Origin of the sequence: Thermococcus celericrescens (assembly GCF_001484195.1) — an archaeon.
Lineage (GTDB): Archaea > Methanobacteriota_B > Thermococci > Thermococcales > Thermococcaceae > Thermococcus > Thermococcus celericrescens.
In genome coordinates, this window is record NZ_LLYW01000018.1 from 76,131 (window position 1) to 92,114 (window position 15,984).

Annotated in this window: 19 protein-coding genes and 1 pseudogene; 4 read left to right on the forward strand and 16 right to left on the reverse strand. The window is 57.4% G+C overall.

The annotated features are described in order from the left end of the window. Position 1 precedes the first annotated feature (1 nt). Positions 2 to 313 carry a cupin domain-containing protein gene (locus tag APY94_RS05410; protein WP_058938659.1) on the forward strand — a complete coding sequence of 104 codons (312 nt, stop codon included), beginning with the start codon at positions 2 to 4 and terminating at the stop codon, positions 311 to 313. Continuing rightward, positions 314 to 1,390, forward strand: a complete 1,077-nt coding sequence (locus APY94_RS05415) for a M24 family metallopeptidase (RefSeq protein WP_058938660.1) — start codon at positions 314 to 316, stop codon at positions 1,388 to 1,390. Here APY94_RS05415 and APY94_RS05420 read toward each other — a convergent pair. Next, the gene (locus APY94_RS05420) at positions 1,387 to 1,848 is read right to left on the reverse strand and encodes an Lrp/AsnC family transcriptional regulator (RefSeq protein ID WP_058938661.1); all 462 of its coding nucleotides are present in this window, start codon (positions 1,846 to 1,848) and stop codon (positions 1,387 to 1,389) included. The two genes, APY94_RS05415 and APY94_RS05420, sit on opposite strands and share 4 nt — an antisense overlap. A gap of 116 nt (positions 1,849 to 1,964) precedes the next feature. Here APY94_RS05420 and APY94_RS05425 point away from each other — a divergent pair, with 116 nt between their 5' ends. Next, positions 1,965 to 3,308: a leucine/methionine racemase gene (locus APY94_RS05425; protein ID WP_058938662.1), complete on the forward strand. Its 1,344-nt coding sequence runs from the start codon at positions 1,965 to 1,967 to the stop codon at positions 3,306 to 3,308. Between the two features lie 76 nt (positions 3,309 to 3,384). Beyond that, positions 3,385 to 4,686: a uracil-xanthine permease family protein gene (locus tag APY94_RS05430; RefSeq protein ID WP_058938663.1), complete on the forward strand. Its 1,302-nt coding sequence runs from the start codon at positions 3,385 to 3,387 to the stop codon at positions 4,684 to 4,686. A gap of 33 nt (positions 4,687 to 4,719) precedes the next feature. Here the strand turns inward: APY94_RS05430 and APY94_RS05435 are convergent, their stop codons facing one another. The 15 genes and pseudogenes from APY94_RS05435 to APY94_RS05505 all read right to left on the reverse strand — a co-directional run bounded on the left by APY94_RS05435 (position 4,720) and on the right by APY94_RS05505 (position 15,937). Then, complete coding sequence (locus tag APY94_RS05435) at positions 4,720 to 5,349, reverse strand: DUF996 domain-containing protein (RefSeq protein ID WP_058938664.1); 630 nt, start codon at positions 5,347 to 5,349, stop codon at positions 4,720 to 4,722. Between the two features lie 49 nt (positions 5,350 to 5,398). Next, the gene (locus APY94_RS05440) at positions 5,399 to 5,989 is read right to left on the reverse strand and encodes a DUF996 domain-containing protein (RefSeq protein ID WP_058938665.1); all 591 of its coding nucleotides are present in this window, start codon (positions 5,987 to 5,989) and stop codon (positions 5,399 to 5,401) included. Between the two features lie 113 nt (positions 5,990 to 6,102). Continuing rightward, positions 6,103 to 6,798, reverse strand: a complete 696-nt coding sequence (gene nuoI, locus APY94_RS05445) for an NADH-quinone oxidoreductase subunit NuoI (protein WP_058938666.1) — start codon at positions 6,796 to 6,798, stop codon at positions 6,103 to 6,105. A 5-nt stretch (positions 6,799 to 6,803) separates the two neighbouring features. After that, entirely contained in the window at positions 6,804 to 7,988 is a 1,185-nt protein-coding gene (locus APY94_RS05450) for an NADH-quinone oxidoreductase subunit D (RefSeq protein WP_058938667.1), read from the reverse strand. A gap of 10 nt (positions 7,989 to 7,998) precedes the next feature. Next, on the reverse strand, positions 7,999 to 8,598 hold the full coding sequence (locus APY94_RS05455; RefSeq protein WP_058938668.1) for an NADH-quinone oxidoreductase subunit C: 600 nt from the start codon (positions 8,596 to 8,598) through the stop codon (positions 7,999 to 8,001). Continuing rightward, positions 8,589 to 9,179, reverse strand: coding sequence for a NuoB/complex I 20 kDa subunit family protein (locus tag APY94_RS05460; protein WP_058938669.1), 591 nt, complete (start codon positions 9,177 to 9,179; stop codon positions 8,589 to 8,591). Before APY94_RS05460 ends, APY94_RS05455 begins: the two co-directional genes overlap by 10 nt. 10 nt (positions 9,180 to 9,189) lie before the next feature. Continuing rightward, positions 9,190 to 10,083, reverse strand: a complete 894-nt coding sequence (locus APY94_RS05465) for a respiratory chain complex I subunit 1 family protein (RefSeq protein WP_058938670.1) — start codon at positions 10,081 to 10,083, stop codon at positions 9,190 to 9,192. Further along, a complete protein-coding gene (locus APY94_RS05470) occupies positions 10,084 to 11,928 on the reverse strand; it encodes a proton-conducting transporter transmembrane domain-containing protein (RefSeq protein WP_058938671.1) in 1,845 nt (614 codons plus the stop codon). Then, positions 11,925 to 13,411 (reverse strand): annotated as a pseudogene (locus APY94_RS05475) (proton-conducting transporter transmembrane domain-containing protein). The gene APY94_RS05470 and the pseudogene APY94_RS05475 overlap by 4 nt, the downstream one beginning before the upstream one ends. After that, positions 13,408 to 13,752, reverse strand: coding sequence for an NADH-quinone oxidoreductase subunit K (locus APY94_RS05480; protein WP_058938672.1), 345 nt, complete (start codon positions 13,750 to 13,752; stop codon positions 13,408 to 13,410). The pseudogene APY94_RS05475 and the gene APY94_RS05480 overlap by 4 nt, the downstream one beginning before the upstream one ends. Next, positions 13,749 to 14,456: a Na(+)/H(+) antiporter subunit B gene (locus APY94_RS05485; RefSeq protein ID WP_058938673.1), complete on the reverse strand. Its 708-nt coding sequence runs from the start codon at positions 14,454 to 14,456 to the stop codon at positions 13,749 to 13,751. Before APY94_RS05485 ends, APY94_RS05480 begins: the two co-directional genes overlap by 4 nt. A 2-nt stretch (positions 14,457 to 14,458) precedes the next feature. Beyond that, entirely contained in the window at positions 14,459 to 14,743 is a 285-nt protein-coding gene (locus APY94_RS05490) for a DUF4040 domain-containing protein (protein WP_058938674.1), read from the reverse strand. After that, positions 14,740 to 15,159, reverse strand: a complete 420-nt coding sequence (gene mnhG, locus APY94_RS05495) for a monovalent cation/H(+) antiporter subunit G (RefSeq protein ID WP_058938675.1) — start codon at positions 15,157 to 15,159, stop codon at positions 14,740 to 14,742. The genes APY94_RS05490 and mnhG overlap by 4 nt, the downstream gene beginning before the upstream one ends. Continuing rightward, positions 15,156 to 15,410, reverse strand: a complete 255-nt coding sequence (locus tag APY94_RS05500; protein ID WP_058938676.1) for a monovalent cation/H+ antiporter complex subunit F — start codon at positions 15,408 to 15,410, stop codon at positions 15,156 to 15,158. Before APY94_RS05500 ends, mnhG begins: the two co-directional genes overlap by 4 nt. Then, positions 15,407 to 15,937 carry a Na+/H+ antiporter subunit E gene (locus APY94_RS05505; RefSeq protein WP_058938677.1) on the reverse strand — a complete coding sequence of 177 codons (531 nt, stop codon included), beginning with the start codon at positions 15,935 to 15,937 and terminating at the stop codon, positions 15,407 to 15,409. Before APY94_RS05505 ends, APY94_RS05500 begins: the two co-directional genes overlap by 4 nt. Between the last annotated feature and the right edge of the window lie 47 nt (positions 15,938 to 15,984).

Sequence of the window (15,984 nt, forward strand, 5' to 3'; positions counted from 1 at the left end):
GATGATCGTTGTTAGAGTTGAGGACGCCCCGCGGGTGGACAACCCACACGGAGTGGATGTGAGAAAGCTGATGGATGAGAAAAGTGCCCAGATATTTTACATAACCCTGAAACCGGGAGAGAGTCTGAAGAGACACACAACGCCGGTTGATGCTTTCCTCTACGTCCTCAAGGGCAGGGGCATCGTGGAGGTCGGCGACGAAAGGGCAGAGATTAAGAAGGGAACCGCCGTATATCTCCCGAAGGAAGTGCCGCATGCGGTTTCCAACGGGGGAAGCCTTGACATGGCATTCCTCGTTATCAAGGTGATGTAAATGCGTGGGAATCCCGAAATTTTCAAAAGACGTGTGGAGCGCTTTCAGGAACTCCTTAGGAAGAACGAGATAGACGGGGCAGTGATAAGAACCCTTTCCAGCTTCATATACTTCACCGGAACCAAGTGGCTCCGGCCGAGTCTCCTTATCCCGGCCGAGGGAGAGCCAGTGGTTTACGTTGTTAAAGGTGAAGCCGAGCTTTTCAGGGAGAAGAGCTGGATCGAGAACGTCGTGGAGTTCCAGAAGGTAGAGGACCTGATGGCTGGCGTCGTGAGCTGGATCCACAGGAACGGCATGGAACGGGTCGGCCTTGAGTTCGGGGTAGAGCGCGACGCTTACCTCATATTCCTCAAGATATTCGAGCGCCTCAACCCGACCATCGAGATAGTGGACATCCTCGACCTCACGATGGGGCTGAGGATGATAAAGGAAGACTGGGAGCTAGACAACATCAGGAAAGCTGGAAAAATCGCAGGGCGGGGCATGAAGGTCGCCGAGGAGGTCATAAAGCCGGGCCTCAGCGAGCTGGAGATAGCGGCTGAAGTCGTAAGGGAGCTCATGCTCAGTGGCAGTGAAGACCCGAAGGTTTACGTTTCAACGACGCCGAGGGCTCACGCCGAGCCCTTCCGCGACCTCAGGGTCCCCGAAAATGGCATTGTTACCGTCGTTATAGGAGCCGACTGGAACCACTACTACGCGAACATGGCCAGGACTTTCGTTGTAGGAGAGCCGGGCGAAAGGGTCAGGGAAGCCATCGAGGTTAAGGAGGAGGCGTACAGGATTGCACTTGAGGAGACGAGGGTTGGCGTTGCATTGAACACCATCGAGAAGAAACTCGCGAACTTCTTCAGGGAGAGGGGCTTTGGGGAAGCTTACATAGCCGGCTACACCCACGGCGTCGGCCTGTTAATCGAGGAGCCTCCTATAACCACTATCATCGTCCCGCAGAGGGCCACCAAAGTCCAGGAGAACATGGTTCTTACGATAATACACCCGCCCCTCATGATTCCGGAGGGAGCGGTAAAGCACGAGGACACCTACATAGTCAAAAAAGGTGGGCTCGAGAGGGTGACCTAAAACACCCTCGCGTAGCCCCACTTCCTCACGCTCGTCAGGATTGACGTTTCCGTGCTCCTCAACCCCTCTATTTTTCCCAGCTTTTCTATGAGGAAGCTCTCGAGCTCCTGAAGGTCCTTGACGGTCACCTGCATGAGTATGTCGTGCGCTCCGGTGGCGATTCCGAGAACATCCACTTCCGGCAGTTTGCTCAGCTCCTCCGCGGCCTTCTTGACCCTGCTCGGCTCAACGTCGACCGCTATGAAAGCCACTATCGAGTAGCCCGCCTTGAAGGGATTTATGAGCGCGGAGAACTTTCTTATAACACCCCTCTCGACGAGCTTCTTTACCCTGAGCCTGACCGTCGATTCCGGCACCTTGAGGCGTCTCGCTATCTCGGAGTAGCTGGCCCGCCCGTCCTCCTGGAGGATGTGGAGTATCATCCTGTCCAGTTCGTCAAGGTGCTCACTAGTCCGCATTTTCTCACCCCAATTCTTGTCAATATTTCGCTATTCTTTTAACCTTTTCTACGAAATTAGCAAAATTCTGGCGAAATTGCTATTAATTCCAAGCGCGTATAGCATACGGTGGGAACATGGGTTATCCCGGAAACAAGGAGGAAGTTCTGGAGCGCTATTCAAGGGTTTTTCCGAGGTCAGCGCGCGTCACCTACGCCCCGATAGTGGGTGTTAAGGCGGATAACGCCCGCGTCTGGGACATTGAGGGCAGGGAGTACATAGACTTCCTGAGCGATGCCGCCGTTCAGAACGTCGGCCACAACAACCCCCGCGTTGTCCAGGCGATAAAGGAGCAGGCAGACAGACTGATCCACTTCACGTTTATCTACGGCTTCCCGGTTGAGCCGCTCCTCCTGGCCGAGAAGCTCGCCGAGATAGCACCGATTGATAGTCCGAAGGTCAGCCTTGGTACGAGCGGAAGCGACGCCAACGATGGGGCGATAAAACTCGCGAGGGCCTACACGCGGAGGAGAACGATACTCAGCTACCTCAGGAGCTATTACGGGGCAACCTACGGCGCGATGAGTATAACGGGCCTCGACTTCGAGGTTCGCTCCATAGTCGGTGAGCTGAGCGGTGTCCACTACATCCCGTACCCCAACTGCTACCGCTGTCCCTTCGGGAAGGAGCCAAAGACCTGCAAAATGGAGTGCGTCTCCTACATTAAGGAGAAGTTCGAGGGAGAGGTTTACGCCAAAGGAACGGCCGCTCTCTTCGCCGAGCCGATACAGGGCGATGCCGGAATGGTCGTTCCGCCGCAGGATTACTTCAGGAGGGTCAAGAGGATCCTCGACGAGCACGGAATTCTCCTCATAGTGGACGAGGTTCAGAGCGGCATGGGGAGAACAGGCAAATGGTTCGCGATAGAGCACTTCGGGGTCACGCCCGACGTCATAACGATAGCCAAACCCCTCGGCGGTGGACTGCCCATAAGCGCGATAATAGGGCGCTCCGACGTCATGGACTCCCTCCCGTCGCTTGGACACACTTTCACCCTCAGCGGCAATCCCGTGACGAGCAGGGCGGCCCTGGCGGTTATCGAGGAGATAGAGGAGAAGGACCTGCTCAGGAGGGCGGAGAGGCTTGGGGAGTACACTAGAAAGAGGCTCGAAAAGATGAAGGAGGAACACGAGCTCATCGGCGACGTTCGCGGCCTCGGCTTGATGCTCGGCGTTGATCTCGTTAAGGATAGGGAGACCAAGGCGAGGGCCTACGAGGAGGCCAGGAAGGTCGTCTGGCGCGCCTACGAGCTCGGACTCGTGCTGGCGTTCCTGCAGGGCAACGTGCTGAGGATTCAGCCGCCCCTCACGATAGAGGAGGAACTCCTCGAGGAGGGCCTCGACAGGCTGGAGCGGGCGATAGCCGACGTGGAGGATGGTAAGGTTCCGGACGAGGTTCTGACGAAGGTTCAGGGCTGGTGATTGACATAAGTATGTTTATTTTTTCCTTCTCCGAAAACTTTTTAAACAAACTCCTACACAGCTTGAGCGGGCTTCAATGGAAACCCTGGAAACCATGAAAGGACCGGTACTGAAGGTTGGAATCGAGGATAAGGTTGAACCTTCAAAGGCTTTGGTTTTTGGCCTTCAGCATGTTCTCGCGATGTTCGGTGCCACCGTCACCGTGCCCCTGGTCGTTGGGGGCGCCGTTGGTCTGAGCGGCTCTGAGATTGCCCTCATGATACAGGCTGTTCTGCTGGCGATGGGCATCGCAACGCTGCTCCAGACGACGATAGGCTCCCGCTACCCGATAGTGCAGGGCTCAAGCTTCGCCTTTATTCCAGGCCTCATAGCGATTGGCTCGAGCCTCGGAATGGCTGCGGTTCAGGGTGCGCTAATCGTTGGGGGTTTGATAGAGGCCGCCATCGGATGGCTCGGGATAATCGGGAAGGTCAGGAAGCTCTTCACTCCGCTGGTCACGGGCGTCACGATAACGCTGATAGGCTTCAGCCTGGCCGACGTTGCGATAAAGAACTTCTTCAACTTCTACGCAGACCCATCCGGGGGAACCATCGCCAGGGCAACCCTGGTCGCGGTCATAACTTTCCTCACGACGGTTTTCGTTGCCCTGCGGGCGAAGGGAAGTCTAAAGGCGATGCCGGTCGTTGTGGGGGCAGCCGTGGGATACCTGGTGAGCGTTCCCCTCGGCCTCACGGACTTCGGGCTCGTAAAGAGCCTGCCCATCGTGAGCGTCCCAAGGCCCTTCCCGTGGGGCGAGCCGATATTCGACACCACGGCGATAGTCCTGCTCCTCTTCGCCTTCATGGTGAGCATCATAGAGAGCGTCGGGGACTACCACGCGATAGCCACCGTCACGGGCTCGGACATAACGGGCAAGCACATAGCAAGGGGAATCGGCAGCGAAGGCCTGGCCTGTTCGATAGCTGGCCTCCTCGGCGCGTGTGGAACGACGAGCTACTCTGAGAATATAGGCGTGGTGGCCCTCACGAAGGTAGGGAGCAGGTACGTGGTGCAGATAGGGGCGGTTATTCTGATCCTCCTCTCCCTGGTTCCGAAGTTCGGAGGGGTTCTCGCCTCAATGCCAGCCCCGGTTCTTGGCGGCCTGACCCTGGCACTGTACGGAATGATAAGCGTCACAGGTTTGAGGCTGATAAAGGAGAGGGTCGAGTTCAACGACAGGAACACGCTGATACTGGCCGCCGCACTGATAGCCGGCCTCGGCGCGCCCCAGCTCCCGGCGGAGTTCCTGGCGGCCTTCCCGAAGATAGTCGCCAGCATCCTTGAGTCTGGAATGGCGGTCGGAGCGCTCACAGCGATAGTGCTCGACAGGCTCCTCTGATTCTCTTTTTATTGTCTGAAAAAGAAGAGAAAATCAGTAGGCGACCAGAACTGGGCCCTCTGCCTGTCCCGTTTCAATCTCCTTCGGCATCTTACTGAAGGCCATGATGGCCATTATCCTACCGATAAGGAGGAGTATTGCGCCCACGATGACGATTAAAGTTACAGCACCCCACTTCATCCAAGTCGAGGCGTCATTGAACTCCTTAACCCCAGTTATCTCGTACATCACCGCCCAGGCGCGGCTCTTGAAGTAGGCTCCGAGGGCGATGAAGACCAGCATCGTAAAGGCCCCCAGCAGGATAAGCCCGAGTGAGGCCTCATCCCCGTTTTCTATGAACTCTGCGTTTTCTCCGGGGGTGACCATCTGAACGCCCTCCCCGTGGAAGGTTGAGCTTTCGTGGAGCGATGTTAAGCCAACGGCGCCGAGGACGAAGATCACGAGAACTATCAGGCCCATGACGTTGAAGACCGCACCGATGAGATAGTTCCTGAAGGGTCTGCCGTTGTTGAACTTATCCCCTATGCCGTGGAGGGCCATGAGAACGAGGATGAAGCCCACTATGGAGAGTATCGCTCCAATGTACGGGATGAAGCCGCTGACTAGGGCCAGGAGGAGCCCCCACATTCCCATCTCCCTTTCACGTTCAACCCTTACTATCATTGTACCACCATATATGAAATCAACATCAACTCTTAAAAAAATTAATGCATCAGGAAATAACCAGTGTTCCGGATTCGTTTGAACGCTCCAGCTCCTCCGGAAGGTTGGCGAAGGCCAGTATCTGGTACACCGCCGCGACGAGGAGCAGGACGAGGCCAATGACGACTATCGCCAGTATCGCACCCCACATGAGCCACGTGGCGGTCTTATCGAACTCCTCGACGCCGGTGAGTTCGTACGTAGCGCGCCAGGCCCTGATGGTGAAGTATATGCCGACTATTGCCGCGGCCAGGAGCACCAGCAATCCCGTGCCGAGAAGGCTGATGCCAACCAGGGATACGGAGTCCCCATTCTCAACGAACGATGGTATGGACAGGGCACCGATTATAACGAGAACCGCGGCCAGTATCAGTCCGGCTATTCCAGCGATGACTGAGTAAAGGTAGTACCTAAAGGGCCTGTCGTCTCCCAGCTTGTCACCTATCCCTTTGAGGGCGAGCAGAATAAGCACCTGCCCGACGAGGGAGATGGCCCCCATGAACGTCCCGATGTACGGGATTATCCCGAGGAATCCCCCGGCGAGCACAAGAACCGAACCTATCAACCCGTAGTTCTTTTCATTTTTCAGACTCACAGCCACATTGCCTCCCTCCGATAGTTGTGTGCGATTATAACTTTAAAGGGTTACGCTGGGAGGCTGATACCGGTACGGCGATCCGGGAGAATAGAAAAGGGGAGAATAACAAAAAACGCTCACTCGGTTCCCTTCTTCTCCGCAGCCTTCTCAGTAGGCTTAGCTTCCTTCTTTTCGGCCGGTTTGGCAGCCTCTTTCTTCTCAGGGGCCTTGGCCGGCGTCGGCTTCTTGGGCGGCCTCAGACCGTAGCCGAGTATCTTGAACTCTATCTTGTCGCCGTCGCGGAGGTGGTAGATGTGTGTACCGTCCTCCAGCTTCTCGATCTTGACCACCGGGAAGCGGTAGTCCCTGAACTTCTCGTTGAGCTCTTTGACCTTCTTCGGGTCTATGGGCACCCAGTCGTAGAGCTCCAGGTCCTCCTCCAGGCCGCCGGTGGTGAGGTAGTAGTTCTCGGTGAAGTCAAGGGCACCGGTCGGGCAGACGTCGACACAGAACTGGCAGAATGTGCACCTGCCGTAGTCCACCTTCGGGTGCGGCCTCTTCTCCATCTTGCCATCTACTTCCATCCATGTCATCTCTATAGCCCTGGCTGGACATATCTGGCCGCAGAAGTTACAGCCGACGCAGGTCTTCCAGTTCAGCGTGTGGAATCCCCTGTACTTTGGTGCCGGCTCTATCTGCTCGAAGGGTATCTTGATGGTAACCGGCTTTTTGAAGAGGTACTTGATGCCCATCCACGGCTTGACGAATGATTTCTTGAGCTTGACCTTCTCCTCGCCGACGACCCTAACCTTTGGCTTCTCAACGCTCTCCATTTTCATCACCTGTCTATGTCCGGCGGGCAGTTGTCAAGGGTCTTCAGGATGACCGGAACGTCCGCAAGGCGGGCTCCCTTGAGCAGTTCCTCAAGCACCGTGACACCGTGGCTCTGGCTCGGTCCCCTGACGTGGACGCGGTACGGCTTGTGGGTTCCGTCACTGACGACGTAAGCGCCAAAGTCTCCCTTCGTGCTCTCGACGTGGGCGTAGGCGTCTCCCTTCGGCGGCTTGAACCTCGGCAGGGCCTTGAGCCTGGCGTCCTTCACCATGTACGGTCCGCTCGGCGGTCCCATGTCGAGGAGCTGTTCAAGGATGTAGAGGTCCTGCTCCATCTCGTACCTCCTCACAAGGATCCTGGCCAGGCTGTCGCCCTCCTTGAGCACCGGGACCTCGAACTCGAGCTCCGGATAGAGCAGATACGGGTCGTCCTTCCTGACGTCGTAGGGAACACCCACAGCGCGGAGGTTCGGACCGGTGACGGCGTGCTTCAGCGCGAACCTCTTGTCCATAACTCCTACTCCCTCAGTCCTCTCAAAGGTGATGTAGTTGTCGAAGAGTATCTCATCGAAGTCCTTCATCTTGCCTTTGATGTACTCGACGGTGTCCCTGAGCTGGCGGAGCCACTTGTCGCCGGGTATGTCCCTTCTGACTCCTCCAGGCACGGTGTAGATGTGGTAGACCCTGCCTCCCGTGAGCTCCTCGAAGAGGCGCATGAACCTCTCACGGTAGGCAGCTGCCCACTGGCCGGCGGTGTAGAGACCTATCTCGTTTCCAAAGCCCATTATCCAGAACATCCACGCGCTCATCCTGGCCATCTCGAGGACTACCGTCCTTATCCACTGGGCCCTCTCGGGAACCTCCCAGCCGACTATCTCATCAACGGCCATGGAGTAGATGTTCTCCGGCACATCGCTCTCTGGAACACAAATACGAAGGAGCAGGGCGATGTTGGTGAAGTAGGGTCTCTGCTCTGCGAGCTTCTCGAATCCCCTGTGGAGGAAACCCGGGTTGACGATGGCCTTCTCCACCCTGTTGCCGTCCATCTTGAGGATTATGCTGAAGTTCTCGGTCGCCATGTGCTGCGGACCGAAGAACAGCTCGTAGGTATCCTTGTCAATTGGGTGAAGATACATATCGTGTGCCTTTGCCTCTTTCTTAAGCTCCTTCGGGACTTCCAAATTTGCCATTATCCTCACCTCATATCACGTAGTTGGTCTTGCTCTCGTCGTATCTGTCGAAATCCTCGCCGTAGATAGTCTTGACGTAGCCGAGCATGTTGAAGTCCTTCCTGAGCGGATGCTTCTCGTACTCCCTCGGCTCGAGGATGAACGGACCGAGCCTCGGGTTGCCCTCGAATATAATGCCGAAGAACTCGTGGGCCTCCCTCTCGTAGGTCTCGGCGACCGGCCAGATGTCCATGACGGTCGGCATCTTTGCGTTCTCCCTGGGTATCCTCGTCCTCACGAATGCGTGGACACTCTCACTGACGCTCCAGAGCTGGTAGACGAGCTCGAACTCGCCCTCCTTGAGCCAGTCAACGACGCTTATCTGGATGAGCATCTCGAACTTCTCACTCGCGAGCTCAAGGAACTCCTTTATCCTGTCCGCAGGGACTTTGAACTCAACGCGCCTCTCGCGTCTGACGTTGCCCTCGGCATAGGGGGCCTTCTCAAGCACCTCTGCGACCAGCTTCCCCTCCTTAGTGTCAGGGAGTTTTGGAGCCTCCACTTCCGGAACCTCCTGGGGCTTCTGCTCCTCAACCTTCTCCTCGACTTTGGGCTTCTCGTTCATATCCATGCCAGCCACCTCCTGGCGTCCTTCTCACGCCATCCTTCACCGAACAGTTCGTCCTGATTCTTCCTGTAGTACTCGTAGTTCTCCCTGTACCTCTTCCAGCCGTCGGCGGTTCCGTCCTCTATCTTGCGCATTATCTCCATTATTCCGTCCATGACTGCCTCCGCCCTCGGCATGCAGCCGGCTATGGCAACGTCAACCGGAAGGTACTTGTCGAACTGCTTGACCACATTGTAGGAGTCCCAGTAGACTCCGCCGTTTATCGGGCATGAGCCGTGTATCATGACGTACTTGGGATCCTGCATCATCTCGTAGGTTATGATTATCCTCTTGAGGGTCTTCGGGGTGACGTAGCCCGTGATGAGGAACAGGTCACCCATCCTCGGTGCCGGGTTGGGCATTATTCCAAAGCGCTCGAAGTCGTACCTGGCGGTGGCCAGCGGCGGCATCTCGATACCGCCGCATCCGGTACAGAAGGCCACTATCCAGAGGCTCTTCTTCCTGGCCCACTTGAACAGGGGCTCGAAGAGCTTGAACTCCTGGAGCTCGTAGTTTATGAACTCGTCATTCTTCCTCTCGCTCATCCACATCACCTCACACCGTCAGGAGCACGGCTATTATTCCCAGTATGGTCGGCCACTTCCAGAAGAACTTGGCCGCCTGATCTATGGTGAACCTCGGGTAGATGCTGGCCACGAATATCGCTATGAAGAGCACCGCTATCTGCTTGACCAGCAGCTCAAGCAGGTTGCTAGCTCCGCCGAGGAAAAGCACGGCAAAGAACGCCGTCTCTGCGAAGAGCTGAACCGCGTGCTGGGTGAAGAGTATGGCCGCGTGCTTGCCGCCGTACTCGACCATCGGACCCATGGAGATTTCCGCCGGGGCAGTGATGATGTCGAACGGCTCCAGTCCGAGCATCGCCTGGAAGACTATGTCGAAGACTATCAGGGCGAGGAGCAGCGCGGGAACCAGCACGCTCCATCCCTGGGTCTGCTGGAGGGCCACTATCTCGCTGAGCTTGAAGGTTCCCCAGTGCTGGATGATGGCTATCAGCGCCAGGCCGTAGGGCAGCTGCATGGCCACCATGGTGAGCAGACCACGCTGGACACCGACCGCCGAGTACGGGTTGCCCGAGCTCATCGCACCGAGCATTATACCGAGCATCGGTACCTCAAGGAGGTAGGCGACAACGATGAGGTCTGCGTTGGCGCTGAAGAGCTGGAAGTTGGCGAGGGGGATGAAGAGGAGCGCAGCTATGCTGGCCCCAAGCGCGAATATCGGTCCGAAGTCGTAGATGAAGCCGTGGGTAACGCTCTCCTTTTTGCCGAGGAGCTTGAGGGTGTCTATGATCGGCTGGTATATCGGAGGTCCGACGCGCCTCTGTATCCTGGCCATTGCCTTTCTCTCAATGCCCATGAAGATGAAGCCCATGAAGGTGGCGTATATCAGCATTCCTATGACTTCAAGCACGAGTTTCCAGTCTATCATTCACAGCACCCCCCACAGCGCGAGTATAAGGAGCACTATCACCAGATACCATGAGTAGCTCTGGACGTTTCCGTTGTAGAACGCCTGCCTGAGAGAGTCCGCGAAGTCCTCCGCCATGCCCGCTAACCTCTCGTAGAACCTGTCGAAGCTCCTCTTGAGCCAGAAGTCGAGGGCCTCGGCGAGTGGCCTGTAGAAGTTCTTCCTGATGCTCAGGTTGAACTCCTCAGTGACCGGGTTACCGGACTGGTAGGTGTTGGTCACGCTTATCTTCCTCACCTTTGCGCCGTAGAGGTATATCAGCCCGGCTATGGCGAGGCCTATCATGAGGACTATCGTCACGAGCAGGGCGTTGTAGGTTCCGGTCGGGGTAACAAGCTTGTAGTAGTCGCCGCCGACGACCTCTCCACCGAGCATCTTGTTTATGTACCCCGTGACCAGGCCCGGAGCCACACCGAAGAGCAGATTCGGGATGGCCAGTATGGCCATGGCTATCAGGAGCGGAAGCGGGGCCTCCTTGACGTCCTCAAGGTCGCTCGGCCTCTGACCGAACCAGACGGAGTAGAGGAACCTAACAACGTAGGCAAAGGCCAGGCCGCTTCCGAGGAATATTGCACCTGCGACGAGGGGCATGTGGGCGCTGATGGCCGCCTCGTAGATGAGCCACTTGCTGGCGAAGCCCGCCAGCGGCGGGATTCCCGAAAGGCTCAGCACCGCTATGAGGCCCATCGCGAAGGTGAACGGCATCTTCTCAGCAAGGCCTCCCATGTCCTTGAACTGGGTCTTGCCGGTCTGGAGGATTATCGCCGCGGTCACGAGCCAGAAGAGGCCCTTGAAGACCGCGTGGCTGAGCACGTGGAAGAGGCCTCCCGCGAATCCCAGGGTGCTTCCGAGGCCGAAAGCGAGCAGTATGTAGCCGACCTGGCCAACGGAGGAGTAGGCGAAGAGCTTCCTGATGTCCTCCTGAAGCACGGCCAGGAAGCTGGCTACCACGACGGTGAGGGCGCCTATCCAGGCGATTATGTACGCGAAGACCAGGTGGTTGTGGAAGGTTCCGAAGGCGGCGTAGAGCTTGTAGCCCATGAGGATGTAGAGCAGGAGGAAACCGTAAGCTCCGGCCTTGCTGAGGGCGCCGCTGAAGAAGGCGGTGTAGCTCTGGTCGGTCTCGCTGTAGGCTCCCGGCGCCCAGACGTGGAGCGGAAAGGCACCGGCCTTGACGCCGAAGGCGGTCAGGAAGAGGCCGAATATCACCGCCATCTCCCTGGTCGTTATGGTGCCCATGGCCGCGTCCATGTAGAGCGCCTGCCTGATGGACGCAAAGTCAAGGGCACCGGTCTTGGCGTAGAGCATTCCAATGGCTATGAGCATGGCGTAGGCGCCTATGACGCTGAGCACGAAGTACTTGAGGGACTCGTGCCTGTTCCTCCTGAGCACCATCATGAAGCTGGCAAAGGTCATGAGCTCCCAGAGCAGGAAGAAGCCCACGAAGTCCTGGCTCAGGAAGACGCCGAGCACTCCTGTGAAGCTCATCAGGGCGAAGAGCCAGTCGTAGCTCTCCCTGGAGGTGACGGCCATTCCGAAGGCCATCGCGAGGCCGACGAGGGAAGCGACGGCCGCGAAGTACCAGCTCATGGTGTTGAGCTGGAACTGGAGGGTGAACCCGCTGACGGTGAGCGAGTATTCGACCGGCTCGCTGAGGACGGTTGAATAAAGCTTGGCCAGCATGGCCAGAGGTACGGCGGCACCGATGATGCCGATTCCCTCCCTGAGACCCCTGATGTCAAGCGCCCACGCGATGACACCGGCAATCAGGGGCGCGAGGAGGATGATAAGCAGCTCGTTGATCATGCTCCCACCCCCATCAGTGGAACGTTCTTAATGTACTGGGCCACATTGAAGATATCGTTTCCAGCCTTCTGGGCGATGCTCCAGGCGTAGTCGGGGTAAACGCCTATGACTATCACGAGGGCCGCGAGGAAGAGCAGCATGAGGCTGACGGCAAGTCCCTCGTTTATCCTCTCGCCCTCTCCGGCGAACCACATTGTGTGTATCAGCCTGAAGTAATAGACCGCCTCGACGACGCTGGCCGTCAGGACGACCGCGGCGGCCCAGGCGTAGTCCGCGCCGATGGCGGCGAGGAGGATTCTGAGCTTGCTCCAGAATATGTTGAACAGCGGTATTCCCACGGCGGCCACCGCTCCGACGGTTATGGCGAAGGCGGTCAGGGGCATCCTCTTTCCAAGGCCCTCGAACCTCTCCATCTCCGCCCCGCCGAGGGTAACCGCGACGTGCCCGACGGCGAGGAACAGGAGGGCCTTGACTATGGCGTGGTTCACCATGTGGAAGACTCCTGCATCGACACCGCTCTGGGTTCCGAGGGCGAAGGCGAGGGCTATAAGGCCTATCTGGGCTATACTGGAGTAAGCTATCATCCTCTTGACGTTTCTCTGCCTAAGCGCCGCGAACTCGGCGACGAAGACGGTGAGGGTGGCCATTATTATGAGCAGCTTGAGGACCGAACCCCAGCTCTCGACGGCCTGCATGAGGTAAAGCAGCCTGGCCATTGCGTAGAGGCCCGCCTTGACGACGAATGCCGAGAACATGGCCGTTATCGGGTGCGGCGCGGCCTGGTAGGCGTCGGGCGCCCAGGCGTTGAGCGGGAAGAGCTCGGCCTCAACGGCCAGGCCGAAGACTATAAGCGCCAGCCCGACCTGGGCGACGGTGGCGTTCATGTTACCGGCGAGCTGGGCTATCTGGGCCATGTTGAGGGTTCCGAGCGAGCCGTAGATGAGGCTATGCCAATAAGGAAGAAGCTTGAGCCTATTCCTCCGAGGACGATGTACTTCATTGAAGCCTCGGCCGCCTCACCGGTCTTGTTGTAGGCGGTTAAAGCGTAGGCGCTGATGGCGGTTATCTCCATGAAGACGAAGAGGTTGAAGATGTCTCCCGTCGCTATCATGCCGGTGGCTCCGAGCATCAGCAGGAGGAACAGCATGGCGTACTTGTCTATCGGCTCGACCTCGATGGCTTTGAGGCTGAAGACTGCCATCATGAAGCTGACCGCGGCAACGATGAGCACGAAGAGAGCCGCGAAGTGGCCGATGTAGAGGTTGATTCCAACGGGCGGTCTCCAGGCGCCGGCCATGACTATTATCGGCTGTCCAGTGGTGTAAACCTGCTGGAAGATCCACGCCGCGATTCCGGTCTGGACTGCGGTGATGGCTATGAGGTAGTACTTAACGGCCTTCTTTCCGGCCCCCTTTATCAGGGGCACGAAGAAGGCGCTTATGAGGGGCAATGCTATGAGGAGTGAAGCGTACTGCCCGTTCATCCTCTCAACCTCCTTATCTCCTCAACGTTAAGGGTTCCGTACTTCTCGTGGAGTATCATGGCGACACTAAGGGCCATGGCGGTGGTGGCAACGCCTATGACTATCGCCGTGAGAACCAGCGCCTGGGGAATCGGATCAACGGCCTGGTTTGGCCCGATTCCCTCGCTCAGTATGGGCGCGCTCCTTCCGGCAACGTAGCCGATGCTGACCAGGAGGAGGTTCACGCCGGTCTCCATTATGCTGAGCCCGATGAGCATCTTAAGGAGGTTCTTCTTAACGAGGACTGCGTAGAGGCCTATCAGTATGAGGGAGATGGCACCGAAGTAGTAGACTGAAATCATTCGCTCACCTCCTCCTTGACCATGTTGTCGATGATTCCGCTCAGCTCGGTGCCGACCTTGAGGCCGATGATGGTGTAGATTATGGGGATGAATCCTCCGCTGAGGAGCCTGCCGATGTTGTCAACGCCGAAGCCCCAGTCCTGCCATATCCAGTCGTAGAGGAAGTAGCCACCTATGGCAAGGCCTATGAGGCCGACGAGCACGTAGGCCATTCCAACCGCACCCTCGGTCTTCTCGAAGGCCTTGTGGGGTATCTCGTAGGCGGTGAAGGCCATGTAGAGCAGCAGGAACGCGGTGGCTATGGTGGCTCCGCCGGGGAATCCTCCACCGGGGGTGAGGTGTCCGTGGATGAAGATGTACGCACCGAAGAGCATCACAAACGGCACGAGGAGCCTGGTTCCGGTCGTGAGAACTATCGAGCCCTCGGTCTTGGCGGTCCTCTGCTTCTTCCTCCTCCAGAGGAGAGCACCCACGCCGGTTGAGGCTATGAACAGAACGGTGACCTCACCGAGGGTATCGAATCCACGGTAGTTAACGACTATTGCGGTGACGGCGTTGACCGCGCCGGTCTGTTCCTTAACGTGGTCAAGGTAGTACTGGGCAACGAGCATCCTGTCCTGCCCGAAGGGAACTCCGGCGAGTCCCTGGGCAATCCAGTAGCCTATGAGGAGCAGGGAAATTATCGCGAGCGCACGTTTGAGCATTTTCACCACCTCACCCACCAGCCGGGCTTCTCCTCTTCCTCGGTCTCAAAGCGCTGGGTTCTCTTGATGGCGAAGATGAATATCGCACCACTGAGCGCTGCGCCTATGGCAGCCTCTGTCATTGCGACGTCCGGGGCCTGCAGCATGAAGAACAGCAGCGACGCGAATAGACTCACCGCCGCCATTCCAACTGCCGCCGCCAGGAGGTCCCTCCACTCGACGGCGAGCACTGCGGAGATTATCATTATGCCCACTATCAGGTACTCGATAAGTGCTATGCCGTTCATTCCTCACCACCCTCCTCAGCGGGTGTTTCTTCGGATGCCGCGGGGGCCTCAACTTCCTCCCTCTCCTTACCTTCCAGGTGCTCGCGGTACTTATCGACAACGCTGCCCTCCCAGAGGGGTACGCCGCTCTTGTATGCGGCCCTGATGAGGGCGTGGGCGCTTATTGGGTTGGTGAGCAGCAGGAAGATCGCGATGACCACGGTCTTGGTGAGCCATGCCGCGCTTCCGAAGTCGGTACCGAGCGCCCAGATGCCAACACCGACCATGACACCGAGGCTTCCAAGGGTCGCGCTCTTGGTCGAGGTCTGCATCCTGTTGTACACGTCGGGCATCCTGATGAGACCCAGGGCTGACAGCAAGTAGAAGAACGTTCCTATGAGGACGAGGGCTTCCCCTATCGCAGCCAGAGCGTTCATAGTCCTCCCTCCATGTAGCGCGCGAATGCTATGACTCCACCGAAGGCGAGTATCGCGTAGACCAGGGCCACGTCGAGGAATATCATGCGCTCGTAGTAGAGTGCGAAGAGCACCATGAGTCCAGCGGTGATGGTGGTCATGATATCAACCGCAACGAGCCTGTCGACGGTAGTCGGTCCCCTGAAAACCCTGTACACGCTGAGCAGCGTTGCTATCGCTATCAGGGCGAGGTAGATGTTTATCCCTATCATCCGAAGATCACCTTCAGGAACTTTTCGAAGGGAACGGTTATTCCCTCGGAGGAGGCCTTAACGTGCTCTTCTTCGCTCTCGGTCAGGGCCTCATCCGGAACCCATATCCAGTGGATGAAGTACTCATCTTCGTCAACATCGAGGGTTATTGTTCCGGGGGTCAGCGTTATCGAGTTGGCCAGGGCGAGCTTTCCGACATCGCTGCTGAGAACGGTTTTGCACTTCACTATTCCGGGCCTTATGGGTCTCTTGGGGTGGAGGACCCTGTAGGCAACGTCGAGGTTGGCCATGATCATGGCCCAGAGGAAGTAGGGGATGTACGCTATCATGTACGCTATCCTCTTGGGGTGGAGGTTCGCCAGGCCGTTGGTGGTGAATATCTCGTAGGTGAATGCCGCGACTATGAGCGACAGCAGTAGGCCGAATCCCAGCTCCTGTACGTCCAGGCTAGCCGTTATGGCCAGCCATATCAAGAACAGTACGATCACCGTGTACAGGTATCTGCTTATTTTGCTTGCTTCTCCCATATCATCAACCTCCAGCGGTTGGTGGACATGTCCGAACAGAGTTAAGG